The sequence below is a fragment of the Bacteroidota bacterium genome, assembly GCA_017303905.1.
GTDB lineage: Bacteria > Bacteroidota > Bacteroidia > B-17B0 > Aurantibacillaceae > JAHEYG01.
The window spans coordinates 356,307-383,029 of record JAFLBH010000003.1 but is presented as its reverse complement, the minus strand read 5'-3'; the positions used below and the strand labels follow the sequence as shown (position 1 = coordinate 383,029).

Annotated in this window: 14 protein-coding genes, 1 tRNA gene and 1 other RNA gene; 14 read left to right on the top strand and 2 right to left on the bottom strand. The window is 37.1% G+C overall.

Going from position 1 to position 26,723, the window contains the following annotated elements; all coding sequences use genetic code 11:
* Nucleotides 1–30: 30 nt before the first annotated feature.
* On the bottom strand, nucleotides 31–963 hold the full coding sequence (locus tag J0L69_12330; GenBank protein ID MBN8693973.1) for a ribose-phosphate pyrophosphokinase: 933 nt from the start codon (nucleotides 961–963) through the stop codon (nucleotides 31–33).
* Nucleotides 964–1,085: 122 nt separating this feature from the next.
* On the opposite strand from J0L69_12330, the gene J0L69_12325 reads away from it, so the two are divergent.
* The 8 genes from J0L69_12325 to J0L69_12290 all read left to right on the top strand — a co-directional run bounded on the left by J0L69_12325 (nucleotide 1,086) and on the right by J0L69_12290 (nucleotide 12,382).
* A tRNA-Leu gene (locus tag J0L69_12325) sits at nucleotides 1,086–1,169 on the top strand.
* A 52-nt stretch (nucleotides 1,170–1,221) separates the two neighbouring features.
* On the top strand, nucleotides 1,222–1,683 hold the full coding sequence (locus J0L69_12320; protein MBN8693972.1) for a dCMP deaminase family protein: 462 nt from the start codon (nucleotides 1,222–1,224) through the stop codon (nucleotides 1,681–1,683).
* On the top strand, nucleotides 1,683–1,979 hold the full coding sequence (locus J0L69_12315; GenBank protein MBN8693971.1) for a hypothetical protein: 297 nt from the start codon (nucleotides 1,683–1,685) through the stop codon (nucleotides 1,977–1,979). Before J0L69_12320 ends, J0L69_12315 begins: the two co-directional genes overlap by 1 nt.
* A gap of 248 nt (nucleotides 1,980–2,227) precedes the next feature.
* Nucleotides 2,228–5,932, top strand: a complete 3,705-nt coding sequence (locus J0L69_12310) for a carboxypeptidase regulatory-like domain-containing protein (protein ID MBN8693970.1) — start codon at nucleotides 2,228–2,230, stop codon at nucleotides 5,930–5,932.
* Nucleotides 5,933–5,943: 11 nt separating this feature from the next.
* On the top strand, nucleotides 5,944–10,320 hold the full coding sequence (locus J0L69_12305; protein ID MBN8693969.1) for a hypothetical protein: 4,377 nt from the start codon (nucleotides 5,944–5,946) through the stop codon (nucleotides 10,318–10,320).
* A 20-nt stretch (nucleotides 10,321–10,340) separates the two neighbouring features.
* Entirely contained in the window at nucleotides 10,341–11,438 is a 1,098-nt protein-coding gene (locus J0L69_12300; GenBank protein ID MBN8693968.1) for a PorV/PorQ family protein, read from the top strand.
* Nucleotides 11,439–11,509: 71 nt separating this feature from the next.
* The gene (gene greA / locus J0L69_12295) at nucleotides 11,510–11,983 is read left to right on the top strand and encodes a transcription elongation factor GreA (GenBank protein ID MBN8693967.1); all 474 of its coding nucleotides are present in this window, start codon (nucleotides 11,510–11,512) and stop codon (nucleotides 11,981–11,983) included.
* Nucleotides 11,984–11,986: 3 nt separating this feature from the next.
* Entirely contained in the window at nucleotides 11,987–12,382 is a 396-nt protein-coding gene (locus J0L69_12290) for an HIT family protein (GenBank protein MBN8693966.1), read from the top strand.
* A 27-nt stretch (nucleotides 12,383–12,409) separates the two neighbouring features.
* Here J0L69_12290 and J0L69_12285 read toward each other — a convergent pair whose 3' ends face one another.
* Nucleotides 12,410–16,912, bottom strand: coding sequence for a hypothetical protein (locus tag J0L69_12285; protein ID MBN8693965.1), 4,503 nt, complete (start codon nucleotides 16,910–16,912; stop codon nucleotides 12,410–12,412).
* A 240-nt stretch (nucleotides 16,913–17,152) separates the two neighbouring features.
* Here J0L69_12285 and J0L69_12280 point away from each other — a divergent pair, with 240 nt between their 5' ends.
* The 6 genes from J0L69_12280 (at nucleotide 17,153) to J0L69_12255 (ending at nucleotide 26,715) form a co-directional block, all read left to right on the top strand.
* Nucleotides 17,153–17,890 (top strand): hypothetical protein, encoded by a 738-nt coding sequence (locus tag J0L69_12280; GenBank protein MBN8693964.1) that lies wholly within the window; start codon nucleotides 17,153–17,155, stop codon nucleotides 17,888–17,890.
* A 4-nt stretch (nucleotides 17,891–17,894) separates the two neighbouring features.
* Nucleotides 17,895–19,961 carry a ComEC/Rec2 family competence protein gene (locus tag J0L69_12275; protein ID MBN8693963.1) on the top strand — a complete coding sequence of 689 codons (2,067 nt, stop codon included), beginning with the start codon at nucleotides 17,895–17,897 and terminating at the stop codon, nucleotides 19,959–19,961.
* Nucleotide 19,962: 1 nt separating this feature from the next.
* The gene (locus J0L69_12270) at nucleotides 19,963–20,955 is read left to right on the top strand and encodes a Smr/MutS family protein (GenBank protein ID MBN8693962.1); all 993 of its coding nucleotides are present in this window, start codon (nucleotides 19,963–19,965) and stop codon (nucleotides 20,953–20,955) included.
* A 64-nt stretch (nucleotides 20,956–21,019) separates the two neighbouring features.
* An RNA gene (gene rnpB, locus J0L69_12265) (RNase P RNA component class A) lies at nucleotides 21,020–21,396 on the top strand.
* Nucleotides 21,397–21,412: 16 nt separating this feature from the next.
* Nucleotides 21,413–25,159, top strand: a complete 3,747-nt coding sequence (locus tag J0L69_12260) for a PKD domain-containing protein (protein ID MBN8693961.1) — start codon at nucleotides 21,413–21,415, stop codon at nucleotides 25,157–25,159.
* Complete coding sequence (locus tag J0L69_12255) at nucleotides 25,156–26,715, top strand: PD40 domain-containing protein (GenBank protein MBN8693960.1); 1,560 nt, start codon at nucleotides 25,156–25,158, stop codon at nucleotides 26,713–26,715. The genes J0L69_12260 and J0L69_12255 overlap by 4 nt, the downstream gene beginning before the upstream one ends.
* The last annotated feature ends 8 nt before the right edge of the window (nucleotides 26,716–26,723 follow it).

The window sequence follows — 26,723 nt, the reverse complement described above, 5'->3', positions numbered from 1 at the left end:
TCGTTGCTTTTAGTTTTTATATTTTGCGGGTTAAATTATAAAGTTTGAACTAATTGATTCGTAAGTATGAACGCTACTGATAACTTTCGCAAATAAGTCAGCCACGCTAAGTACTTTTATTTTTTCACTTTTCTGTTGTAAAGGAATTGTATCAGTAACAATCAATTCTTTAATTTTTGATTTCTCAATGTTTTCATAAGCTTTTCCGGATAAGATGGCATGTGTACACATCGCTCTTACGCTGCTGGCACCGCGCTCAACCATCATATCTGCCGCTTTACATAGTGTCCCACCAGTATCAATCATATCATCTAATAACACGATATCTTTTCCCTCAATATCACCAATAGCGGTCATATGATCAACCACGTTTGCCTTTGTTCTTTGCTTATAACAAATAACGATATCACATTTCAAATGTTTAGCATATGCATTGGCACGTTTACTGCCTCCCATATCAGGAGCCGCAATCGTTAAATTATGCAAATGCAAACTTTGAATGTAAGGCAAGAAAATAGTTGAAGCGTATAAATGATCAACAGGAACGTTAAAGAAACCCTGAATTTGATCGGCGTGTAAATCCATTGTCATTACACGTGTTGCACCGGCCACCGCTAACATATCAGCTACTAATTTTGCGCCAATAGCAACACGAGGTTGATCTTTACGATCCTGACGTGCATATCCGAAATATGGAAGAACCGCTATTATTTGTTTTGCAGATGCTCTTTTCGCGGCGTCAATCATTAATAACATTTCCATCAAGTTTTCAGCCGGAGGCATGGTTGAATTAATGATAAAAACACTTTGTCCACGTATGCTTTCCTCGTAAGATGCTTGTATTTCTCCGTCACTGAAACGATAGTGCTGTACTTTACCCAAAGATTGACCGTAAGATTTGGCAATTTGTTCTGACAAATCTATTGAAGCGCTACCGCTGAATATTCTTACTTGAGTTTCCATTAAAATTGGGGCTACAAAAGTAAGCAATTAAAGGATAGTTCCAAGTAATTTTTGAGTAAAAAAACCGAATTCTTTGCAATATATCAAAACAAAAACTAGATTTGCAGCCCGTTAATTGAAATGCCCGGATGGCGGAATTGGTAGACGCGCTGGTCTCAAACACCAGTGATAGCAATATCATATCGGTTCGACCCCGATTCCGGGTACAAAATTAAAAATCAGCCCTTTTTAAGGGCTTTTTTTGTAAATTGCAGTACCATGAGCAGACCAAGTTTTGATGAAATTTATATGGAGTTAGCAGAAAAGTTGGCTTCTCGATCGCATTGTGTTAAAGCTCAGGTAGGTGCGGTACTTACAAAGGATACAAGAATCATTTCTTTAGGATACAATGGCCCTCCTTCCGGTACTCACAATTGTGATGTGGAATGGCCTGAAACAGGTTGTCCGCGTGATAGCAAAGGCAGTTGCTCTCTAGCTTTACACGCTGAGCAAAATGCCATTTTATACGCCGCCAAAAATAACTTTTCAATTGAAGGCTCTACATTATATGTAACGTTATCGCCTTGTATTGCATGCGCCCGCGTTATTTATTCGGTTGGAATTCGCAAGGTTTTTTTTAAAAACAGTTACGCTTCTTACAAAAATATTCCTAGCGATGAAGGTGTTGATTTTTTACGAAAATTTGGTGTCGAGGTTGTAAAGTATAGTTCAGAAAAATAATGAAACAAATTCAAACGAAATATTTACTGATTACTTTCTTTTTATTGTTTTTTTCATTGGTAAAATCTCAGAATCCGGGTAGTGATGACAAGGCTCCAAAAAAAGGAATGGTTGAAAATAAAAGAGAAATTCGAAAGAAGTTAAAGAAGGAATCTAAGGAGCGCCGAAGAAAAGAAAAAGCTGAAAAAAAGGCGATAAAAAAACATCACAAACGAATCCAAACAAAAGAGGTAAGAAAGCGCATGAAACGCAGCAAAAAAAAGGCGATGAAAAATCACGGTGGTAAGGCCACTTAAATCAAAAGCCAACCAAATAATCCCTCATTTCATCCACTTATCCAATTCTCACTACCAGTTTTAAAAACGGTCAATATAACGTTGATTTTCTCTCTAATATTGTGTTAAAGTATGTTAACCAACTGTAACATAAATAAGGTTTGAATATCAGTGTATTAGAAATTGTAAATAAAAATATTTGCAGATGTTATATGGCGTTTATATTTTTAGCTCTTTAAAAAACGGATTATTTAAGTTAATTTAACAATATGTTTAGAAAAATTTACCTTTTAGCATTAGGCCTTGTATTTTGTGGTTTAACCGCAATGGCTCAAGATAACTCGGGTGCGATAAAAGTGACCCTGAAGGACAAAGCCAACAATGAGGCCATTCCATTTGCAAACGTGGTAGTTTACCAAAACGGAGTTCAGGTAGGAGTGGGTACGACTAATATGGATGGTGAGGCTGTTGTAAAACCGTTAACACCCGGAAAATATGATGTAAAAGGTGTATACGTTGGTTATCAGGCATCCGAAGTAAAAGGTGTCGTGGTAGGTGAAGGTAAAACAATACCGGTTACCATTTCTTTATCGAGTGGTGATGGAGTTAATTTAGCGGAAGTTGAAGTTGTAACATATCAAGTTCCTTTAATTGACCCGGATACAAAAACCGGTCAAACTGTAACCCGTGAAGATTATCAAAATATGGCTACCAAAAACATTAACTCGGTAGCGGCGACTACTGCCGGTATCTATCAAGCTGATGAAGGAAAGGGATTAAATGTACGTGGTGGTCGTGATGGAGCAACAACCTATTTCGTTGATGGTATTAAAGTAATTGGTGGATTAGGTTTACCTCAACAAGGGGTGGATCAAATTAACGTTATTACCGGTGGTTTACCTGCTATGTATGGTGATGCAACATCGGGAGTTATTTCGGTAACAACTCGCGGTCCTCAAGGCAAAATGTTTGGTGGAGTAGAGTTAATCTCTTCACAATTAACCGATGCATATGGTTATAACTCATTAGGATTTAGCATTGGCGGTCCTATTTTACAGAGAACAGACACAAACGGTGTTAAGACGCCACTTGTAGGTTTTTTCTTAGCGGGTCAGGGTACTTATGAAAAAGATCCTAATCCTTCATATTTAGTTCGTTATAAATTAAAGGATGATAAGTTAAAAGAAATTCAAGCACAACCATTGATTCCATCAAAAACCGGAACCGGTTTCAACCGTGCCTTAGAATATGTAACAGCGGATGATTTTGAAGAAATCAAGGCTCGTCAGAATGTTGCAACTCGTGGATTTGTTTTAAACGGAAAAATAGATATTAAAGCAGCAAAGAACACTAATGTTACTTTAGGTGGTGCATACGAATATAGTAATGGTCACGGTTTCATAGGTTCGTATTCATTATATAATGCAGAAAACAACCCTCAAACCATTGGTAGCACAATGAGAAGTTACATTCGTGTAACACAAAAATTCGGCAACTCTAATCAAAATTCTAACGATAAGGAAAAAGATCAATCAGTAATTAAAAATGCGTTCTTTAGTTTCTTGGCGAGTTATGAGTTAACACAGTCTAAAACACAAGATGATACTCACAAAGACAGGTTTTTTGATTATGGTTATATTGGTAAATACAATCGTCGTTTCTCAGAAAGAGAAAATATTTACAACTATGCATTCAATCCTAAAATGATACTTGCAGGAGATACTATTAAAGCATGGGAGTATCAAGGTCGTCAAGAGGTAGGTGTTGATTTTGAAGCTTCTGATATGAATTACAATATGGCACGTTATACCTCTTATTTATATGAGTATTTAGGAAGTGAAAATATTTTTGGATTGGATTGGATTTCAGCTTATGGAGGTTTGAGAAATGGTGATCAGCCTGCAAGTATCTATAGTTTATGGGCTGCTACCGGAAATCAATATGGTTCTTACGCAAAAAGTAGAGCTACGCAGTTTCGTATAGCATCCAGCTTTAACGCGGATATAAAAAATCACGCTTTAACAATTGGTATTGAATATGATCAACGTGAATCAAGAGGGTATTCTCTTTTTGCTCAAGGCCTTTGGACTCGTATGAGATTATTGGCTAACTCACATACGACAGAGTTAGATAAAGACAATCCGATTTATGTATCTGAATTATCCGGAACATATCCAGCTTATTATTATGATTATTTATATAATGCAGAAACACAAACAGAGTTTTCAAAGAACTTATTGGCTGCAATAGGCTTACCTGAGAATCATACTGGCTTCATTAATATAGATGATATGGATCCTTCAACCTTCAATATAAACATGTTTAGTGCTGAAGATTTGTTAGGGCAAAATAGCGGTAACCAATTTGTTGATTACTTCGGTTACGATTATACCGGAAATGTAGATAAAAACGCAACCGATTTAAATCGTTTCTTAAACAAGACTGATGCAAAAGGATATAATACTTTACCTGTTGGTGCTTTCCGTCCAATATATATGGCGGGTTACATCCAGGATAAATTTGACTTTAAAGACATTAAGTTCAATGTTGGTTTACGCTTGGATCGTTATGACGCTAATCAAAAGATGTTAAAGGATCAATACTTAACTTATAATGCAAAGACAGTAGCTGAAACTTCATCTGAATTTGCGCATCCATCAAATATGGGTGATAACTATGTTGTGTACACTTCTGCACTTGACGGTGGTTCTTTAGTAGGTTATAGAAATGGCGACCAATGGTATGATTCAAAAGGTAATGAGGTTTCTGACCCTACAATTCTTGCTGGTACTTCAGGAAAAGTAAATCCTTATCTGACTGAAGAAGCTTACAAAGCTTATAATTCAGGAACTCCATTTTCAGTAGATGCATTTCAAAACTACAAAGCACAACTGAATATTATGCCTCGTATCGCATTCTCGTTTCCTATTTCTGACGTAGCAAACTTCTTTGCACATTACGATGTTTTAACTAAGCGCCCAGGTGGTAATCGTTTCGATCCAAAAGATTATTATTTCTTACAGGCTGAAAGTAGCACACCTGGTTTAGCTAATCCAGGTTTACGTCCTGAACGTACTGTAGATTATGAATTAGGATTTAATCAGGTTTTGAACGAGCGTAAAAACGCGGCTTTGAAAATTTCAGCTTTCTATCGTGAAATGCGTGATATGTTAACTCAAAAGCAAGTAGTTTCAGCTTTCCCTCGTTCTTACATTACTTACGTAAACCAAGATTTCGGAACATCAAAAGGTTTACAAATTGAATTTGATTTACGTAGAACGGGTGGTTCACGTATAAATGCAAACTATACATTACAATTTGCTGAAGGTTCAGGTTCAAATGCGAACTCAGGTGCTAACTTAGCTGCATCAGGTCAACCTAACTTACGTGTAACTCAGCCTTTAGATTACGATCAACGCCATTCAATAGTATTAAATTACGATTATCGTTTTGGTACAGATAAGGATTACAAAGGACCACAAATAAAACGTAAGTCAGGAAATCCTATCCAGTTATTGGAAGATGTTGGGTTTAACTTACAATTCTTAGTTGGTTCCGGAACACCTTATACACGTTGGGATTTAGCTGTTGCAAGGGGAAGTAATCAACGTTCAAATATTGTAGGTTCAGTTAACGGAAGCAGCAAACCTTGGACTTTCCGTGCTAATTTACGTGTAGATAAAAACGTGAAATTAACTTGGGGTAAAAAGGATTCTGATGAAAAGAAACATGCTAACTTAAATATCTACCTTCAAGTATTAAACTTGTTTAATAACCGTAATGTCTTAGGTGTTTATAACTTCACAGGTGATCCTGAAGATGATGGTTACTTGGCATCGCCACAATCACAGAGTACCGTGCAAAGTTTGAATAGCCCTCAAGGATTTGTTGATCAGTACACAATCAATATGAGAAATCCGGATAATTTTGGTAGACCACGTGTTATCCGTATTGGTTTACAGTTAGACTTTTAAAAATATTAAATATGAAACACACAGTTAACATGATGCACAAATTACTTACAGCAATTGCAGTTTTAAGTTTTATGACTGCAACCTCTCGCGAGAAGCAAGGGGCTGAGGTAAATATTGAGACCGAAAAGGTTTCTTCCTCTTCAAAGGTGATGGCAGCTTGTAAAGGCGCTAAATCCAGTCAGGAGTTATGGATTAATAATGTTCGTACAATTATTTATACGGGCGGTGATATGTGGTGGGATTTATTCGGTTCGGGTAATGCCTACTATATTATTCCTGCCACAAAAGACAAATCGCAAGGTGTTTCTTCCAACTTCGCCGGTTCTATCTGGATTGGCGGACTAGATGGAGGTGGTCAGTTAAAAATTGCCGCCATGACTTATCGTCAAACCGGTTATGATTTTTGGCCGGGGCCATTAGATCCTGCAACTGCATCTACTGATGAAACAGTTTGTAACGATTACGATAAAATTTTCGTAATGACGCGTAGTGAAGTTGAGAACTTTGTGTTTAACGGCGTGATGACAGACGCGATTAAAAACTGGCCTGGTAATGGTATCAAAAACGACCGCCCTAATTTAGCTCCATTTGTTGACGTGGGTGGTACCGTTGGTTATTACGATCCTGATGCGGGTGACTATCCTTATTATGACATTTACAATTTGGCTGAGAAGGATAACTTAGGTGTTTGTAAGGCTAAATTATTCGGTGATGCAACTTTATGGTGGGTATTTAACGACAAAGGTGATGTTCACACTGAAACAGGTGGTCAGTCCATTGGTTTAGAAGTTCGTGCTCAGGCATTCGGATTTAAAACTAACGATGACATCAATAATATGACTTTTTATAACTATGAAGTTGTAAATCGCTCTACATTCTCTTTAAATCAAACTTATTTCTCTGTTTGGACTGACGCCGATTTAGGTAACTACGTGGATGATTATGTAGGGTGTGACATCAATAAAGGTTTAGGATTTATCTATAACAGTGATGGTAATGATGAAGATTACTCCGGAGCTTTAGGTTACGGCGAGTTCCCTGCTGCTTTAGGTTGCGATTTTTTTAAAGGTCCTCTAGCTGATATTAATGATGGTAAGGATAATGATTATGATGGAACCATAGATGAATTAGGTGAGACAATTGGTATGGCGAAGTTTTTGTATTATAATAATAACATCGGATCATTTCCGGTACAAACAACTAATCCTGCTTTGGCATCGCATTTCTATAATTACATGACAGGTTTTTGGAAGGATGGTTCTCCATTTACTCAAGGTGGTAATGCATATGGGGGGTCTACGCCTGTTGATTATGTTTACCCTGGCGAATTGTATCCTACTGATGCTGGTTGGACTGAAACTAGTGCCGGTAACTTACCGGGTGACCGTCGTTTTTTGCAGTCAGCAGGTCCATTCTCTTTACTTCCTGGCGCGGTTAATAATGTAACATTTGGTTTACCTTGGGCGCGTTCACCAATTAAAAATAATAACCGTTTTGCTGTTGCTTTATTAAAAACAGCCGATCAAAAAGCACAATCATTGTTTGATAATTGTTTTAAAATTCTAGATGGCCCTGAAGCTCCTGATATGACCATCCAAGAGAGTAATAATGAATTAATGATTTATTTAAGTAATAAGGCTACAAGTAATAATTACTTAAATTCCTACGCGGAGAAAGATGTAACTATTTTGGCGGTTGATGGTCAAACTGCAAGTTGTTTAGCAAATCCTGATCAAACCTACCGTTTCGAAGGTTATAAAGTTTATCAGGTAAAAGATGGAACTGTTTCACAAACGGATGTTGATGATCCTACTAAAGCTAAATTGGTTTTTCAATGTGACGTAAAAAATGGAGTTTCTCGTCTTATTAATTATAATTTCGATGGTACAGTTGGTGCAGATGTTCCTAGTGTTAAGGTTGAAGGCGAGGATGAAGGTATTACAACAACTTTTAAAGTTACCGAAGATGCCTTTGCAACAGGCGCAAGTAAGAAACTTATAAATAATAAAACCTATTACTTCATGGCATTTGCATATGCTTATAATAATTATGCAACTTATAAGCAAGACGGAGACCCGTTAGCTAATCCATGTGAAAATTTCTATGGTCAAAAGCGTCCTTATTTAGAAGGTCGTAAGGTTAAAAAAGCGGCCGGCATACCTCACTTAGCAACTGTTGAGTTTGACGGAACTATTATTCAATCAAATTATGGTTACGGGCCTAAAATTAAGCGCATTGAAGGGCAAGGTAATGGAGCTAATATTATGGATTTAACTGATGAAACCGTTAACGAAATTTTATCGACCGGTTTTGCAAAAAATCCGGTTTACCAAAATGGTCGCGGTCCAATTAAGGTAAAGGTTGTTGACCCATTAAATATTCCAAACTCAACTTTTACGGTTAAGTTTTTAAAAATGCCTTCAACGGCATATAACCAAACTAATACCCCTATGCCAAGCGCTTGGGCAACGGCACCTACTTCAACAAGTAATCCTCAAAGTGCTAAGGATTTAGGTTATACCTATGCTAATAACATAGCCAATTTTAATTTACCATTTAACGGAGGGGCTTTAAGAGGAGATTCAATTACATGGGTTTTAACTGATGTTAATACGGGAGCTATGTATCAACCTAAAAAGTCTATAAAAGTTGGCGAAGAACATTACTTTAGTGAAATCGGTTTATCTGTTAATATTCAACAGGTAGCTGATGTTGGTTCGTCTTTTACAAATACTTTTTCTACAAATGGTTTGGCTCAAGAAGGAGATTTATTGGATGCCTCCATTACATTTGCTGACCCGACTAAGCAGTGGTTAACCGGTGTGATTGATTCTGATGATCAAGACGCGTCAAACTGGGTTCGTTCCGGTAACAAAACAGATCCTGGAGTTCAGGGAAGTTACGTTGATTACGAAAGTGATCCTGATGAAGTTTTTGATAATATTTTAGGAGGAACATGGGCACCATACGCCTTAGTTGCTACTACAACTAAAAACTCTTCAAATCAAATTGATGTACCGATTGGTCCTGGTTATAATGGTAATTTCTTTGCATCATCTGATTTAAATAAACCAACGGATACCGACCTTCGTTTCTTGGCCAGTGTTGATATTGTTTTAACACCGGATAAGAGCAAGTGGACACGTTGTGTGGTATTGGAAATGCAACCTGACTCAACATTATCGGAAAATGTGACTCGTCATTTTGCTCTGCGCGATCACGCCTCGGTTGATAAAAACGGCAATTATGCGACAGTTGGAAGTGGTGCAAGTACAGACCCTAATGCTCCAAACTATATCTCCGATAAAGGTATGGGCTGGTTCCCGGGTTATGCAATTAATATTGAAACCGGTGAGCGTTTAAATATGGCTTTCGGTGAAGATAGTTACAATTACACAGATAATGGTAACGATATGATTTGGAATCCAACAGCTTCCGATGATGGTTCGGTTTATCAAAATGCTTGGGGCGGAAGACATTTTATTTATGTATTCGGCAATAACAAGAAAGCGAACTATGGCCCAACCTTGAATAGTAGTTTCTCAGGAATTGCTTCATTAGCTAATATGCCAATTGGCGCAGGAAGATACGATGCCTGTAAGCAAATTTATGATCAGCTCAAAGTTACGTTCTCTACGCCAACAAATCTTGGAGCACAAGTTGCAGGTTTTCAATGGCCTATACGCAACGTCATGCGTGATGCGATGTGGGTAAGTATCCCTCGATTAAGAAGTAGCGAGTACGCATTTAAAGACCCTTCGAATATGCCTTGTGAAGTTAAAGTTCGTTTAAGAGTTAAGAAAGCGTATCGTTATGGGCTTGCTACTCAATGGTCAAATAGAATTCCGGTAACTTCAACTAATTACGTAGCGAACTCGACAAACTATTTAACCGCTTTAGGTTATGCTAATTTACCTTCTGATACATCAACCGCACGTTCAAATAACAACATGCCTATGTATGAATTCTCAACAGCGGATATTTATACAATGATTAATGATGCACAAACGGCGAAGAATGCATTAGATTACGTGAGAGTGGTTCCTAATCCGTATTACGGTACTTCTAGATACGAGAATAATAGGATAGATAATCGTGTTCGTATCACTAATCTTCCTAGCCTTTGTACGATTAAAATATTCACCATGAACGGAACGTTGATTCGAACATTCAAACGTGATGTGTCAGGGCAAGAAGATGAATTTACTAATACTAATGATGTGAAGCAATCTAAGCGGACCCCTTATCTTGATTGGGATTTAAAGAATCAGTATGGTGTACCTATTGCGAGTGGTTTATACATCATTCATATTGATGCGGGTGATAAAGGCGAGAAGATATTAAAATGGTTTGGCGTTATGCGACCAATGGATTTACAAAACTATTAATGCTATAAATACTTAAGAGTATGATAACAAATATAAAATACAAAGCAACGCTTTTAGCATTGTCTACTTTGTTTACTGGTTCAGTTTTTGCGGGTAATCCTGAGCGAGCAGGTCAGGCTGGAGCATCACAATTGCTGATGAATCCTTATGCACGTAGTACAGGATGGGCTGGAGCAGGTCAGTCACGTGCACGTGGTATCGAAGCACAGTTTTTAAATATTGCAGGTACTGCTTTTACGAAAAAGACCGAGGTGAATTTTTCAAGAACCAACTGGTTAGTTGGTTCAGGTATTTATATGAATTCATTTGGTCTTACTCAACATGTTGGAGAGACTGGTGCAATCGGCTTTGGAGTTGTGTCAATAAATGCAGGTAAAATCGATATTACAACAGAGGAACAACCGGAAGGTGGTTTAGGTACTTTTACGCCAACTTTCTATAATATTAGTTTATCATATGCTAAAGGTTTTTCTGATAATATTTATGGCGGAGTTAACATCAAGGTAATATCTGAGCAAATTTCCAGTGTATCAGCAAGAGGTGTTGCAATTGATGCGGGAATTCAATATCACACTGGAAAGATGGATCAAATTCACTTTGGTATTTCGTTGAAAAATGTTGGTCCGAAGATGTCTTACAAAGGCGATGGCTTATCCTTTCAAGTTGGAACAGAGAATTTTGAGGGGAATCAATACTTGTTTACTGCGAGCAATCGTTCAGCAGGATTCGAATTACCAGCCTTAATTAACATTGGCGGTGCATACGACTTTTATTTGTTGAAAGACTCAACAGGCCGTTCAAGAACTCATCGCGTAACTTTTGCAGCTAACTTTACATCTAACTCATTTACTTATGATAACTTCTTATTCGGATTAGAATATTCATGGAAAGATATCGTGATGATTCGTGGTGGATTAGCTACTGAAAAATACATCTTCACCAAAGGAAATGATAATCTGAAGGCTCAACGTATGACAGCATTTACCGGACCATGTGCCGGTGCAACTGTTGAAATTCCATTAGGCGAAAAGAAATCTACGTTTGGTGTGGATTATTCGTATCGTTTCACTAATCCGTTTGGTGGCGTACATAGCTTTGGTTTCAGAATTAATTTATAGTATTTAATTATTTACGGTTTTAAAGAGTCCCGAGCGATCGGGATTCTTTGTTTTTTATAAAGTACACAATTATGGCAAATGTTGGTTATTATACAGAAGAGGGTTTACAAAAGCTAAAGGATGAATTGCAACAACTGGAAGTTGTTGAGAGAAAGAAATGCACTGCCGCGGTTGCAGAAGCACGCGAGAAAGGTGATTTAAGCGAAAATGCTGAGTATGATGCTGCTCGCGAGGCTCAAGCATTATTAGAGGTTAAAATTGCTAAACTGAAAGACGTAATAGCAAATGCTCGATTAGTTGACGAAAGTCAAATTGATATTTCTAAAGTGAGCATTCTAACTACAGTGAAAATAAAAAACCTGAAAAACAACGCTACCATGTCTTATACGCTTGTAGCGGAAAACGAGGCTGATCTTAAATCGGGTAAAATTTCAGTTGATTCGCCTATAGGTAAAGGTTTATTAGGAAAGCGAGTAGGTGATAAGGTTGATATTTCTGTACCGGCAGGAGTAATCCCCTTTGAAATTGTAAGTATCTCTTTATAATTCATGCCTAGTATTTTTACACGAATTATTAATGGTGAAATTCCTTGTTACAAGGTAGCTGAAAACGAAAACTATTTGGCTTTTTTGGATATTAATCCATTAACTAAAGGACATACACTCGTTATTCCTAAAGTGGAGGTGGATTACATTTTCGATTTGGACAATCCCACTTATTTAGGTTTAATGGCATTTTCTAAATCTGTTGCCGAAGCAATTAAAAAGTCTGTTACGTGTAATCGTATTTCGTTACAGGTAATTGGTTTAGAAGTGCCCCATGCACATGTTCATCTTATACCAATCACCACCATGCATGATTGTAATTTTTCAAATCCAAAACTTCAATTGTCTAAGGAGGAGTTTATGCTTATTGCAGAAAAAATAAAATCGAATTTTAAATAATAAAGGCGGGAATTACCCGCCTTTATTTTATTCCTTATCCTTGTTTTCATCCGAGTCCTCATCAGTTTCGCCGAGAATTTGCTTCATCTTATTTAAGAAGATGGTTCTCTTTTGAGGACTGCACAAATTGAACTGGAAAGAAGGGCCTTTTTCAGCTTCCATTTTACGGCTCTTCGGCTTCATCTCTTTAATAGTATTGTTAAACTCATTGTTGCTGGATACAACACTCATTAAACCCTTATAAAATTCAAAATAGTACCACGTTGTAGGATCCGCTTCTATATAAATAAATAACTTGTCGCCACCAGAACGCATTTTATCAATCTTTATATATCCGGTTACATATCTGTTTATTTCATTTTTAAGGATGTTACCCAAGCCTAATTTACCCTGACTAATAAATGATTTTATTTGAGGATAATATTTAAAGCTTACATCATTAAAGAAGAATGTTTTTTCTAATTCATCCGGGAATTTTTTAATACTTCCGAATAAGTTTAAATCTGCCAAGGCCTTATCCGCTTTCTCTTTGCCCATAATCTCCATCAAACCTTTAAAATATTCCGGACGTCCAAAATCAACAGGATCGAGATTATTAATGAAAATCTCCAAGTCTCTAGACATTGTCTTTAAAAGTTTATCATCAAAGAAAAAGTCAATTGTAGTTAATAGATTAATTTGTGCCGAGTCAGATGTAGTTACATGCGTTGCTGTTCCAACAGAGTTTAATTTAACCTGTCCTAAATCTGCTCCTAAATCAAATTTACCCTCACCATACATGGTACAATTAGTAGTATTAAGGCTTAAATAATTTCCAGGGAGATTTTGTTCCACTAATTTTTCTTTATTTGAAATCTGATACTCACCGCTTTCTTTGTCGAACGTTAGGAATCCATCTGCGCTAATTAGTTTCTTATCAGTTCTTCCTGACTTAGGAGATAAAAATCCGGAATAAACCGCATTGGTATCCAACGCATACATAATAGCATTTACAACAGGAGCACCAAACATGTCTTTAGTATCCGGATCAATTGGAATTAATATTTCTTTAGGATTAATGTCTCCGCTAAACTTCAAGTATGCTTTTCTGATTCGATTACAATTATGTACAATTTTAGTACCGCCATCAAAGAATAAGTATGGATTAATAGCTCGGAGTGTTACTTTACCCGCAAAGGTGAAATAATCGTTAAACATGAATTGATCTTTTTCACTGATAACACCTTCAGAAGTTGTTGTTCCCGAGGTATCGGGTTTAATAACAGAAAACTTAATCATGTATTTCTTTTCGTTCTCATCCATATATAGATATTCACCCGAACCTAAATAATTTCGCTTACTGAAAATATTCGCTGTAACGTTACGTATGCGGTGATGTTTCGTAACAGTGTTCGCTAAAATATTAGCACGTTTTAAAGTATCCATCACAGCGTTCTTACGAATAATTACTTTACCGCTATCCGGGAAAATACGCGCATCGGCCACGTTGATAAAAGGAACATTCAAACACTGAATAATGTATTTCCTTAAGTTATATTTAGCAGCCGGCGCAAAGAAACTGAGTGAATCCTGTTTGGGGTGCACGCTAATAAATTGCGGACCTTCCAAATCGAGTGCGTTTTCCACATTCTCGTCGAGTTTCTTTTGATCGTCACCCAACTCAATATCCTCACTGTCCATAAACCATTTAAATCGATCCATGTACGCGATATATTGATTTTTATCGAATCTTACGTAAGATCCTTCACCATTCGAAATAAATTCTCCTTCACGTTTTTCAAAATCAATTCTTGCATTTACGTTTACAGTCGAAAACGTGAATCCTTCTTCATCAAAAGCTTTTAAGTGGAAGTCGGCCGTATCTGAGAAGAACTTTCGCCGTATGAATAAAATTTTACCGGATGTCAAGTCAGCTTTTCCAAAATCAACTTTACCATTACCCGTAAGCACACGTTTAGTTAAATCAAATCGTCCTTTAAATTCCGCATCTTCTTTATAGGCTTTGAATGGTTTTTTTAAATTGTGCGATTGTAATAGTTCTTTGTAAGGCATAAAATGAAGTCGTACCGTATCACCATGTGCAACCGGAAATTCATCAGGCACTTCTTGCTCTTTAATATCAAATGTACTGGCCATTCCGTTTGCGGAGTCGGGGAAAAAGATAAGGTCAGGGACTTTTGATTTACTGGCACTAAATGTAAAATCTCCACCACCACGTAAACCTTTATTACTTAAACGGATTTCCTGATCAAAATTTCCAACGCCTCCATATATAGGGAATCCACCCGGAGGGGTTTGTCGGATGAATCCTAAGGAATAATCCTTTTGTAAAGTTAGTTTTTCTCTGAATTTTGGGAATATACCTGCGGAGACAAATTCACCATCAAATACTAAACCTTCACTACGGAAGTTGTCCAAACTATCCATCGTAAAAGGATCTAAACGGAAATAAAATTTATCCCGATTATATACTCCTTTAAAAATGGTTCGGCTATCATAAAATGAATAACTTTCTTTAAAGCTTTGGAATTGTGGAAAGGTTGGTGCTTTGCCCCATCCTGATTTGTTTTTAGGCGCATCAATTCTTAATTCACCATTCGCGTTTTCAATGACAGTTTGCACTTTCTTAAACGGAATGTTACCGTTCACATCCGGTTCAAACGACTCCACATAAATTTTGATGGAGTCGATAGTTTTCATTTTGATTTTGAACTGTTCGTAATCAAAAACGAAATCTTTTCCGTGAAATTCAAACTTACCGGAAGCTACTACACCGCTAAATTCAATGTTTCTGTTTTTACGTAATACTATCTCACGATTCTTAGGAAAAATGAAAACTTTTTGAGTATCGCTGAGTAAAACATTTTTAACACCTTGTATTGTTAAATCATAATTCAATAAATTTAAAACTGCATTATCTTGTCCGGGCACAACCGAATAAATTGTTAGAATATCATAATCCAAAGTGTGTTTAGCATGCGCCATGTAATCGAATAAGCGTTGTCTTACTGTGATTAAATCGGTTTCGGGTTCGTAGTAAACCAAACCGTAAATAGCGTATTTAAAAATAATCGGACGTAAATCAACGGCCATCACTTTTAAATATTTGGCGAGGTCAACAACGGTGAATGGTTGTTTTCCATTTGCTTCATTAAACTCGTTAAGTTTATGCGTTAAGTTGAAGTTTTCTTTACCGCGTAAATTTGAAGCTCTGTCGCCGGTGTAAAAATCCATCGATTCAAAATAGGCTTCTCCTTGTTGGTTATTGGGTAAGAAGCCAAAATTAATTTTTGGTTCTTCGATGTTCCATACAATTTGTTCAAAATACATGTCGAATCGGTGAAATGAGTTTGCAACGGGTGCTTTTTGCAGTCCGTCATCACCTCTTAAAATGGTCACACGTTTTTTCTCCACATCGTAGTTAAAGCTTAATCCCTGATGGTAAATAGAGTCTTTATCCAAGAAGAACTTTATAGTTCCGGGATTGGCAACAACGCGTTCTTTATTCATGGCGAAAGCCCTTGCCGAAACTTCTAGGAATGGTTTGTTGTTTCTTCTGAAAATTATTTTAGCAGGATTTTGGGAGTTACCTGTTCCTACAAATTTCGGACCGCGCATTCCAAATCCACCATCATAATCCACATCCGGATAAATGTTTTTTACCAATAGTCTCTTGCTGTAAGAATCGAAGCGTGGATAGGTGGATTCAGCGCTATTCTCGGTTATGATTCGGTCGGTTATTTTTCCTAATTGAGGCTTATCAAAATATTGCTTTCCTATAAAAACGGCAGAGTCAGATGTGTAGTTTCCGCTTTTACAATCAATAACGTAACGTTTTATATCTGCATAAACTTCGTCGCCCAATCCGGCACGTGCCCAGCTTACTCTTCCGCCTTTACCATAAAACTTACCGAAGGTTGGATAAAAAATACCGGAAGTTTGCTCGATGTACATTGAATCTTTACGGGGATTTTGTCCAACCATAATGATATCCTTGAAAATGATTTTAGGAATAGTGTCATATTCAAACTTAAAAGTTCCTTGTTGACTTTTATAAGTATAGGTAGGAGATTTGTAAAACATATTTCCTTCAAACATGTTACCGCTTATCTCTAAAAATTCTGCAAAACCTCTGATAGATTTTCCGGCCATGATTTTATTTACGCATTTTTGCCAGTCGTTAAAGTTTTCAGCAGGTTGCGTTGATCCTAAAAAGCTAATAACTGAATTTATGTAAGCAGCGAAATAAGGATAAGGCTTCAGTTTCTTTTTTACAAACTGATTACATGTTTCAATCATGATGGTTTTATAGGATGAAGGAAAATCAGGACTGTTCCAAGCGGGTGTAAAATCCAATATAAATTGCGTCGCTTCTTTTTTATCAGCAGCGAATTCGAAAAAGTAAGCGCCTAATTCTTTTGGGAATTTAATGGTATCACCTGAGAAATGACCTTCTTTTTGTGCGTTGATGTTAAATGTAAATAGTATGAAAAATAAAAACAGTACGGTGGCAGATACTTTCTTCATCATAAGCTAGAGTTTTATCAAATATAAAATTTGGTATTTATATTAAGAAGTGTATTGAGTGAATTTTGAGGATATATTTAACGAGGTTATAAACATTTTAAGGCAAAATTATCGTCTTGTTAATAAAGCTTAATTCCTACCGGATAATACCTTATTTCTACCACTTGTTAAGCTAGGGATATTCTAAACCATTTCAGCTTTTTTCTGGCACAGCTATTGAAACTATCTCTGTAAACGAACAATATGAAAACCTTCATTAAAATTTCAGTAGTTCTTGCAATGTTAAGTGCTACTTTAAATGCTCAAGTTAAAACCGGTTATCCAAAAGGCGGACCAAAACCCGGAACTATGGTGCCTCATGCTCAAGCCAATTCCAATAATCAAACAAATTCTAATAACGTGGAAAATGATAAATGGATACATGGACACTGGGGACCTCACGGATATGGTAACATTACTATAGGTTTTGGATCGTATCCATACGGTCAGCCAATGCCATATTACAATAGCTATAGTCCATATCATAGTGCAAAAAAGGCTGCGAAGTATTCTATTAGGTCAGCAGGTCATATGATTAATGAGGCTGTAGCTTTTAATACCTGGCACGATATTTATTCGCCTTTATTAGCAAAAGCGATCCGACATTATAATTTCGCGAGGCAACAATATTGGTGGGGTAATTATAGTGCTGCTTATAATCATGCCGAACGCGCTAATTATTTAGCTTGGTACAGCTTGCAGTATTTTCAAAATCCGGGTTATTATGATGATTATAATGGAAACGGATATCAACCTAATCCGTATAGCGATCCTTATAATCCATATTACAAGCAAGGTCAAGGTTCTGCCAATAATAATGGGGAAAGAAAGGGAACAGATGTGCCAAAAAATGAATCAATCGATTCTTTTCTTCCACAGGAGAATGTAACCGACAAAGAATTGATTCGAACGTTTGATAAATCCGACTTAAAAGATGAATAAAAAAATGCCCCGAATAATTTCGGGGCATTTTAGTTTTATTATTTTTAGGGTGGTGATTGATTTCAGTAAAATACCATTTATTCGTTTATTGATTCCGTTTGTAGTCGGAGTCATCCTGTATTTAAATAACGCTTGGAGTTTTAATCCTACGCTGTATTTGATAATCGCGTTTGTTTTACTGGTGTTGATTTTCGCTTACTCTAAACTCTCACGAAACGGTGCAGGTAAAACGTATTTTTTAGTAGTTTCTGATGTGTTTCTTTTTATCTCGGCTTGCTTCGCCTGTTATTTTGTTCAGCCTAAAAACAATCCTGCTTATTATGGATATTATAACACATCAAATGAAACAACCTGGGCAGGCACATTGGATGAAGTAATTAATGAGAAGGAAAATTTTCTGAAGGCCATCGTTGTAGTTAATTCAGTAAATAATCAAAAAACTACAGGAAAAATTGTAGCTTATTTTAAAAAGCCACTTAACAAAAGTGAATTTGTTGCAGGAAGAAAATTAGAAGTGAACTCCGTAATCAGTGAAGTGCCGGCCGCTTTAAATCCATATGAGTTTGATTATAAAAATTATTTGGCCAATAAAGGAATCTACTACCAGACTTTTGTTGATACCGGATCAGTAAGTTTACTTCATGAGTATGAGGGTGGAATAAAATATTGGGGAATGCACGTGAAGCACAGGATTGTTGAATTCTTTCATTCCGGAATGTTAAGTATGGAGGCGGCTCAACTTTGTTCGGCACTCATTACCGGTTATGATAATGAAATTTCACGCGAAACAATTAATGCTTTTGCGCATTCCGGTACTTTGCATGTTTTGTCGGTATCGGGCTTGCATACCGGCGTCTTATTCGCAGTTTTGCTTTTTATTTTAAATTGGTTTGATAAACATAATCGATTCAAAATAATTAAGCTGTTGATTTTATTAATCAGTCTATGGCTTTTTGTTTTTATTGCCGGATTTTCGCCGCCAATTTTAAGAGCTGCCATCATGTTAAGTTTAATCGCGATCGGAAAGTATTACTATAATTATTTATCCAATGCCACCATTAATATCATGGGGGTCTCTGCTTTTGTTTTACTTCTTTTTAATCCTTACATCTTATTTGATACCGGTTTTCTGTTAAGCTATTTCGCTTTATTGGGTATTTTGATTTTTGAACCGTCAATTACGGCTTTTTACAAAGGTGAAAATGAAATTTTAAAAAGAGTTTGGCAGTTGTGCAGTGTTTCAATGGCAGCGCAAATTTCTACTCTACCTATCACTTTATTCTTTTTTCACCAATTGCCTTTATGGTTTGTGTTTTCAAATTTATTAGTGATTCCATTGTGCACAGCCATTATGTTTTTAGGTTTAGTGATGGTTTTAAAACTTAGTTTTGTTTCTACACTAATTAATTGGCTTACTAAATTGGTTTATTATTTAGTAGGACTAACCGATAAAGCGGGATGGGGTTATTTGGATAGGATAGATTTCAACTTCACAGATGTCTTGTTTTTGAGTAGCATCATTTTACTAATGACTTTATTAATAAAGCACCGGCGTTTTCATTTGGCATTAGGTGCGTTAAGCCTAATCATCATTTGGCAAACATTTAGTTTGCTGGAAGTAATTAATAAAAAACAAAGTGTGAAGGTGTCTGTTTACCATATCAATAAGGCTTCAGTTGTTGAATTGAAAAACACCAACAAATTGCTTTTGGATTCAATATGCAGTAAGTCTGATTATGAATTTCATGTGAAGAATAATATTACAAGTTATAATTATCCAAATGAGATAAGCAGCAGATTTAATTTTGTTTCTGTTAAGGCATTGCGTTTTTTAATTATTAATTCGGATGAAGATTTAAAACTGATTGCGCCATTAAAACCAAATTATGTGCTGATTCGTAATAACGTTATTCCGGATGAAGGGATCCTAAAATATTCAGGAATAAGTCAGTTAATTGCCGATGACTCCTCTAACTACAAAACAATTAAACAATTAAAGCAGTCGTGTAGTAAGATGAATATTTCTTTTTATGCAACCCGTGAAAACGGATTTTTAGAATTACCTTTGTAGTATGAAATTGAGGATTGGTGATAAAGTACGTTTTTTGAATGAAACCGGTGAAGGAACCATCACGCGTTTCAAAGATAAAAACTATGCTTTTGTGGAGATGCCCGACGGATTTGAAATCCCCTATTTTATCAAGGAGTTAGTGCCAATTCACACCGAGCTGATTATTAGTTCGGAGGCGGATAATCTGGATTTAAATCCTGAAAGCGGAATAGCGGATGCTGTTTATTTCGTCATAGAGCCGGATCATGAGTTGCCGGTTTTGGTGAGTGATTATTCGATTTATTTGTTTAATTCTTCCTCCTATAATTTGATGTATGCTTATTCCATCAAGGATGACGCCTATTTCCAAACTCTTAAACACGGCGAGGTTGGGGCTTACCAGAAAATTTTACTGAAACAAGTGAAAATTGAATTCTTTAAAGAGTATCCTTATCAAAAAATTGAATGTATTTTATTTAAGAATACACATTACCGCGCACAAATTCCAATTGCTGAAACTGTGTTTGTTAATCCGAGCAACCTAAATCAATATCAGCTTATCAAGCATCACGAGTTCAAACGACCGGTTTATGCTTTTATGTTGAAGGATGAATTTATTGTGGCACAAAACATCGAGCAGGAACTCAGTAATGAGGATATCCAACGATTAAAAACTATCAAGGAATTTAAGTCCCACATTCGTGAATCGAAGTCACATAAGGAGCAATTGAAAAGGCTTGAGAAGGAGATTGATTTGCATATTGAGGAATTGGTGGATGATGTAGCCGGCTTATCGAGTCACGAGATGCTTTCCATACAATTGGAAAGGGTAGAGAAGGAGTTGGATAAGGCCCTGAATGCCGGAATGAAAAAGCTTGTTTTTATACACGGTGTTGGTAATGGTCGTTTAAAAATGGAAATTCAAAAAATCCTCAAATCCACTAAGGGAGTTAGCTTTCAGGATGCCTCCTATAAAGATTACGGATTTGGAGCCACTCAGGTAAATATCTTATAAGCTTTTGCTTGTTATTATTTCACGAATTTTATAGGTGCCAATTCGGGGAAAATACCTAAATTTAAATGCAGGTTGTTCTATCGCTATGAAGTAAAATTCATAGAGGAAAGTCCGGGCAACACAGGGAGATCCGCCGCGTGAAAACGTGGGTATCCGGCACAATATGCAGGATAACAGAAAGTGCCACAGAGACCAGGTAGCCTCGGGGAAACCCGCGGTGATAGTGAAAATGTGAGGTAAGAGCTCACATGTGCTGTTAGTGATAGCGGCATATGGTAAACCTCGGATGTTGAAAGGCCAAATAGGTTTCGGTTTTAGAGTGTCCCGCTCTATTCGCTTCGGCGATAACCGAAATGGGTAGGTCGCTTAGATAAATGATAGATATATCTCTTCGCTTGCGAAGAGAGGAAACAGAACCCGGCTTATAAACCTGCATATTTAAAATGAAGAATGCTTAATGCATAAGAAGGTTATAGTTATTTTGTTTGTATTATTTGCCATTGTTGCAAAAGCGCAATGTCCGCAGGTACTCGACTATCAGAATAATCTTAGTTCTAAACCTTATTGGATTAGTTGTACAGGGAATAACTACACCATACAGTTTCAGTCACCAACAGCATGGAGCGCTTACACAATCGATTGGGGCGATGGTTCACCAATACACAGCGCCGCATCCTATGTTGCTAACTCGTCTATTCCGCATACGTATACTGCAACGGTTGATACATTTATTGTAACATTAAATATTCCATCTTTAAGTTGTACAATGATTGGAGTGGTGGTGATGGAACAAGCTGTGAACGCATTGGCGCAAATTCCGATTGGTGGAACCTCTACTGTATGTGCTCCCGGAAATCTGCAATTTCAAAATGCCAGTACGAATGTTTCCAAAACCACCAAGTTTACCTGGAATTTCGGAGATGGTTCTTCATCAGTATTCACGTTCACAAATGGCGGACAAACTATTTCTCATTTATACAACACAGGTTCCGTCAACTGTCAAACCTTAGTTACACTGCAAGCACAGAATTACTGTAGTATGGGAAATCCTTCAACGTCTACCATTACACCCATTAATGTATTTGGTAAAGATCAGGCTTCAATTACGCCTTCTTCTATCTTAAAATGTATTCCAAATAATACGTTTACATTCAATAATACTTCAACACAAAATTGTTCCGCTCAGGGAAATAACTTTCCACGACAGGAATTTTGGAATTTCGGTAATAACTGGGGAAAAGGTGTTGATTCTATTTATAATTGGAGGTCGTGGCCGCCATCCTCACCAATTTCTATTTCATACTCTGCAGCGGGAACATATACAGTTATGTTACGCGACAGTAACGCGTGTGGAGTTAGTCAGCAAGTGATTTCGGTAACACTCTTGAATGCAACTTCAGCAGGTGTTGCAGCGCCAAGCGGAACTTTATGTCAGAATGCGGTATTAACATTCACAAATACCAGCACACCGGGTGTTTTTTACCAATGGAATTTTGGTGCAGGTGGTGGTTTTGTAATGGGAGCTATCGGTACACAAACCACATCTTATTCCTCACCCGGAACGTATACAGTAAAAGTGGTCGCATTTTTTCCGGGCGGCTGTTCAGATACGGCAAGAACGGTGGTAAATATTTTACCGGCACCCACGGCCAATTTTACCTATACACCAACAATTGGATGTATCTCATTGAATAATGTTTTGTTTACAGACGCTTCAGTGGGTGCGGTAAGTTACAATTGGGCTTTCGGTAATGGAAATACATCCACCTCTGCTGCGCCGCCGCTTCAAAATTATTTGACTATCGGAAATTACGTAGCTTCTTTAACAGTGACGGCTGCCAATACCTGCGTGAATACAAAGACTACTTCAATTACGGTCTATCAACCTCCTGTGGCAGCATTTACACCTACAAGTGTCTGTTTAAATTCTGCGGTTACATTTACGGATAATTCAACTTCCGTTGCTACCAACACCATTGTAAATTGGAATTGGAATTTCGGTGATGGCTCTTTAAATTCTGTTTTACAAAATCCTGCACATACCTATACGGCTGCCGGAACTTACACGGTAAAGCTGGTGGTGAGTTCGGCTTTCTGCAAAGATTCACTTTCATTGCCGTTTACTGTAAATGTATTACCAACTACGTCTTTCACCCTAAGTCCTGTATCAGGATGTTCACCTTTAAATGTCAACTTCACAAATACATCTACCGGTGCAATTACGTATCTCTGGAATTTTGGAGTAACCCCTACAGCAACGTCGGTGGCAACGAGTCCGAGTTTTACATATGTAAATTCTACTTCCTCTTCTATTGCATCTACTGTAAATTTAACTGCTACGAATGTTTTTGGATGCACGAGTCAGGCTACCCGTACACTAACGGTCTTCCCATTGCCTGTGTCAGGATTTACAACGAATGTTGTTTCAGGTTGCGCACCATTGGCAGTTACATTTACTAATAGCAGTACCGGTGCAGCAACCTATACATGGAATTTTGGCGATGGAAATAACTCTTCCTTACTAAACCCAAGTCACACCTATACTTCTGTAATTTCCTCTGCTCAAAACTATTCGGTGCAATTGATTTCAGAAAGTGCAAACGGTTGTAAGGATACAGCGCAACAAATTATCAGCATGTTTCCGAAACCAAGTTATACGCTTTCAATCAATCCTGTTATAGGATGCCATCCTTTTACGGTTAATTTTCCTTCAATTACGGGTGCTTCTGCTTACAATTGGAATTTTGGTGATGGCGGAACATCAACGCTCCCTTCGCCGGTGCATACGTTTACAAATTCAGCACCTGTCAATATTACTTATACAACTACTTTAATTGCCGCGAATAGTTTTGGTTGTTCAGACACAGTAAATGTTTTTCCAACAGTTTATGCAAAACCGGTAGCTGATTTTACTTTTACTCCGACTTCAGGTTGTTCACCAATAAATGTAAACTTTACCAATCAGAGTATTTTGAATGTTGCGAATAATTGGGATTTCGCAGATGGTAATTTAGCAACCGGAATAAATACGTCTCACACATTTACCACAAGTGCAACTACCGGCACTGTTGGTTATAATGTGGAACTCCTTATTTTCAGTGCTGATGGGTGTAAAGACTCCGTTCAAAAAACCGTGACATTGCTTGCAAAACCTAAATCTGCATTTACTGTTGATACACCTGCCTGTTCGCCTAAAGTTTTGTCATTCACAAATCTTGCACAAGGAGGCTCATCCTACAATTGGAATTTCGGAAATAGTAATACTTCTTCTTCTTTCAATGCAACACAACAGTATGTTAATTCAACAAGCAGTAATCAAACGTACACCGTGCAATTGGTGGTAACAAACTCAGTAAGTTGTACAGATACACTGAAGGTTCCCGTTATTATTCATCCAAAGCCTACTTTTAATATTGTTGCTTCCCGCGACTCGGGTTGTGCGAATTTGTCTGTTAATTTTAATACATCTGCAGCAATCAACTATTCCTGGAATTTTGGTGATGGTGGAAATGCGAACATTCAAAATCCATCCCACGTTTTTGTGAATTCTGCGAGTACAAACACACTTTATACCGTTCAGTTAATTGCTCGCGATGGATATGGTTGTGCCGATACAAGTACACGTATAATTAAAGTATTCCCGAAGCCCGTAGCTCTTTTTGTCGCGGATCCGACAACTGTATTTACAAATGCAGGAATGGTTAATTTTACTAATCAGTCGACCGGTTATGTTAGTAGCATGTGGTTGTACGGCGACGGGAATTCATCCACGGATCAAAATCCAACGCATCAGTATTCAATTGCAGGAGAATATACGGCAACTCTAATTGTTACGAGTAACAAAGGTTGTAAGGATACATTTGCCTTAAGTGATATTTATGTGATTGATGAAAGCACAGTACAAGTACCAAATGCTTTTACACCAAGTACGGAAGGTTCTGTGAACGGAGTTTATGATCCAAAAGATTTGAGTAATAACGTGTTTTATCCTTTAGTTCGGGGAGTGGATAAGCAACGTTACCAGTTTAGTATTTACTCGCGCTGGGGTGAATTGTTGTTTGAAACAAAAGATACATCAATAGGTTGGGATGGTTATCATAAAGGGAAGTTATGTAATCAGGATGTATATATCTGGAAAGTGAGTGCTATCACCATTGACGGAAAAATAATTGAAAAAACAGGTGATGTAATGTTGTTAAGATGATGAAGAAGGTTGTTTACATATTTTTACTTATTACCTTTTTTGGAAACATAAAGGCGCAAACGAACGCGAAGTTGATTAACGCAGAGTTGAAGAATGCCTCAACCTTATTCGAGAACGAAGATTATTTAAATGCCTATAATGAGTACAAACGGATTTTAGGTTATGATAAAAAGAATGAAACCGCTTCATTGAACGCTTTGATATGCAAATTTAAACAAGGACATCCGGTTGATTCGGTAATGGATTTTTTAGAAGTTGTTCAGAATTCAAAAATACCCGAAGCTATGTTTTATATGGGTAAAGTAAGCCATCAATTAAAAAACTTTGATAACGCGATTAATTATTATAATAAGTATAAAGCAATTGATGAAAGAAAAAGAAAAATCAGTAATGATGAAACAAACCGTATGATTGATATTTGCCTGAATGCAAAGAAAGCGATTGCAAATCCACATCGATCATTGATTTCTAATTTAGGAGATGCTGTTAATTCTCCGTATCCCGACTACGTTCCTCTCATTACAGTGGATGAAACCGTGTTGTATTTTACCTCTCGAAGAGAAGGAAGTTCAAATAATAAAAAAGACGTGTATGGGAATTATCATGAGGATGTATACATCAGTAGGTTTAAAGACGGTAAGTGGCAAACACCGGAAAATTTAGGTCCTCCAATTAATTCAGATACACACGATGCATGCGTTGCTTTAAATCCTGATGGTCAACATATGATAGTTTATCGTACGGCTCCGGATTTAATAACCGGTGATTTGTATGTTACAGCATTGCAAGCAGACGGTAATTGGGGGCCTTTGCAAAAATATGGTAAGGAAATAAATTCGCAGTTTATTGAAACCAGTGCTTGTTTTAGCACTGATACGAGTGAGATTTATTTCAGCAGTAACAGACCCGGTGGTTTTGGAGGTAAAGATATTTACCGTACAAAAAAGTTACCGAATGGAAAATGGAGTTTGCCTTATAATTTGGGAGCTGCAGTGAATACATCAGCCAATGAAGACGATCCGTTTTTGCATCCGGATGGAGTAACACTTTATTTTAGTTCGGATGGGCATAACACCATGGGAGAATACGACGTGTTTAAGACTGTTTTGAATACAGAAATCAACGAGTTTGCTGTGCCGGAAAACTTAGGCTATCCAATCAATTCAGTAAATAACGATCGTTTTTTTGTATTGAGTGGTGATGGTAAACACGGTTATTATTCCTCTGTAAAAGAAGATACACGAGGGTTGTCAGATATCTATATGATTGATACAAGATTTGGCGACAATGATATGCTCATTAAACACGCTTTTATTTACAAAGATGGTGAGCCGGGTAAGGCAAAAATTACCTTGCTCGATAATGAGAATAAAAAAATAGCAGGTATTTATAATTCTAATTCAAGAACCGGTAAGTTTATTTTACTCATGAACCCTTTAAAAAGTTACAGAGCTATTGTGGAGGATGATGGATTTAATACTGTTGTTATTGAAATCGATCCAATGGCATTTGAAAAAGAGCCTAGTGAATTAATAATTAAAATGACAAAAAAATAAAGAAGTCG

What these genes read in the sequence shown, in the direction of transcription:
- J0L69_12330 (MBN8693973.1), bottom strand. Translation starts at nt 963, where the DNA reads ATGGAAACTCAAGTAAGAATATTCAGCGGTAGCGCTTCAATAGATTTG.
- J0L69_12320 (MBN8693972.1), top strand. Translation starts at nt 1,222, where the DNA reads ATGAGCAGACCAAGTTTTGATGAAATTTATATGGAGTTAGCAGAAAAG.
- J0L69_12315 (MBN8693971.1), top strand. Translation starts at nt 1,683, where the DNA reads ATGAAACAAATTCAAACGAAATATTTACTGATTACTTTCTTTTTATTG.
- J0L69_12310 (MBN8693970.1), top strand. Translation starts at nt 2,228, where the DNA reads ATGTTTAGAAAAATTTACCTTTTAGCATTAGGCCTTGTATTTTGTGGT.
- J0L69_12305 (MBN8693969.1), top strand. Translation starts at nt 5,944, where the DNA reads ATGAAACACACAGTTAACATGATGCACAAATTACTTACAGCAATTGCA.
- J0L69_12300 (MBN8693968.1), top strand. Translation starts at nt 10,341, where the DNA reads ATGATAACAAATATAAAATACAAAGCAACGCTTTTAGCATTGTCTACT.
- greA (MBN8693967.1), top strand. Translation starts at nt 11,510, where the DNA reads ATGGCAAATGTTGGTTATTATACAGAAGAGGGTTTACAAAAGCTAAAG.
- J0L69_12290 (MBN8693966.1), top strand. Translation starts at nt 11,987, where the DNA reads ATGCCTAGTATTTTTACACGAATTATTAATGGTGAAATTCCTTGTTAC.
- J0L69_12285 (MBN8693965.1), bottom strand. Translation starts at nt 16,912, where the DNA reads ATGATGAAGAAAGTATCTGCCACCGTACTGTTTTTATTTTTCATACTA.
- J0L69_12280 (MBN8693964.1), top strand. Translation starts at nt 17,153, where the DNA reads ATGAAAACCTTCATTAAAATTTCAGTAGTTCTTGCAATGTTAAGTGCT.
- J0L69_12275 (MBN8693963.1), top strand. Translation starts at nt 17,895, where the DNA reads ATGCCCCGAATAATTTCGGGGCATTTTAGTTTTATTATTTTTAGGGTG.
- J0L69_12270 (MBN8693962.1), top strand. Translation starts at nt 19,963, where the DNA reads ATGAAATTGAGGATTGGTGATAAAGTACGTTTTTTGAATGAAACCGGT.
- J0L69_12260 (MBN8693961.1), top strand. Translation starts at nt 21,413, where the DNA reads ATGCATAAGAAGGTTATAGTTATTTTGTTTGTATTATTTGCCATTGTT.
- J0L69_12255 (MBN8693960.1), top strand. Translation starts at nt 25,156, where the DNA reads ATGATGAAGAAGGTTGTTTACATATTTTTACTTATTACCTTTTTTGGA.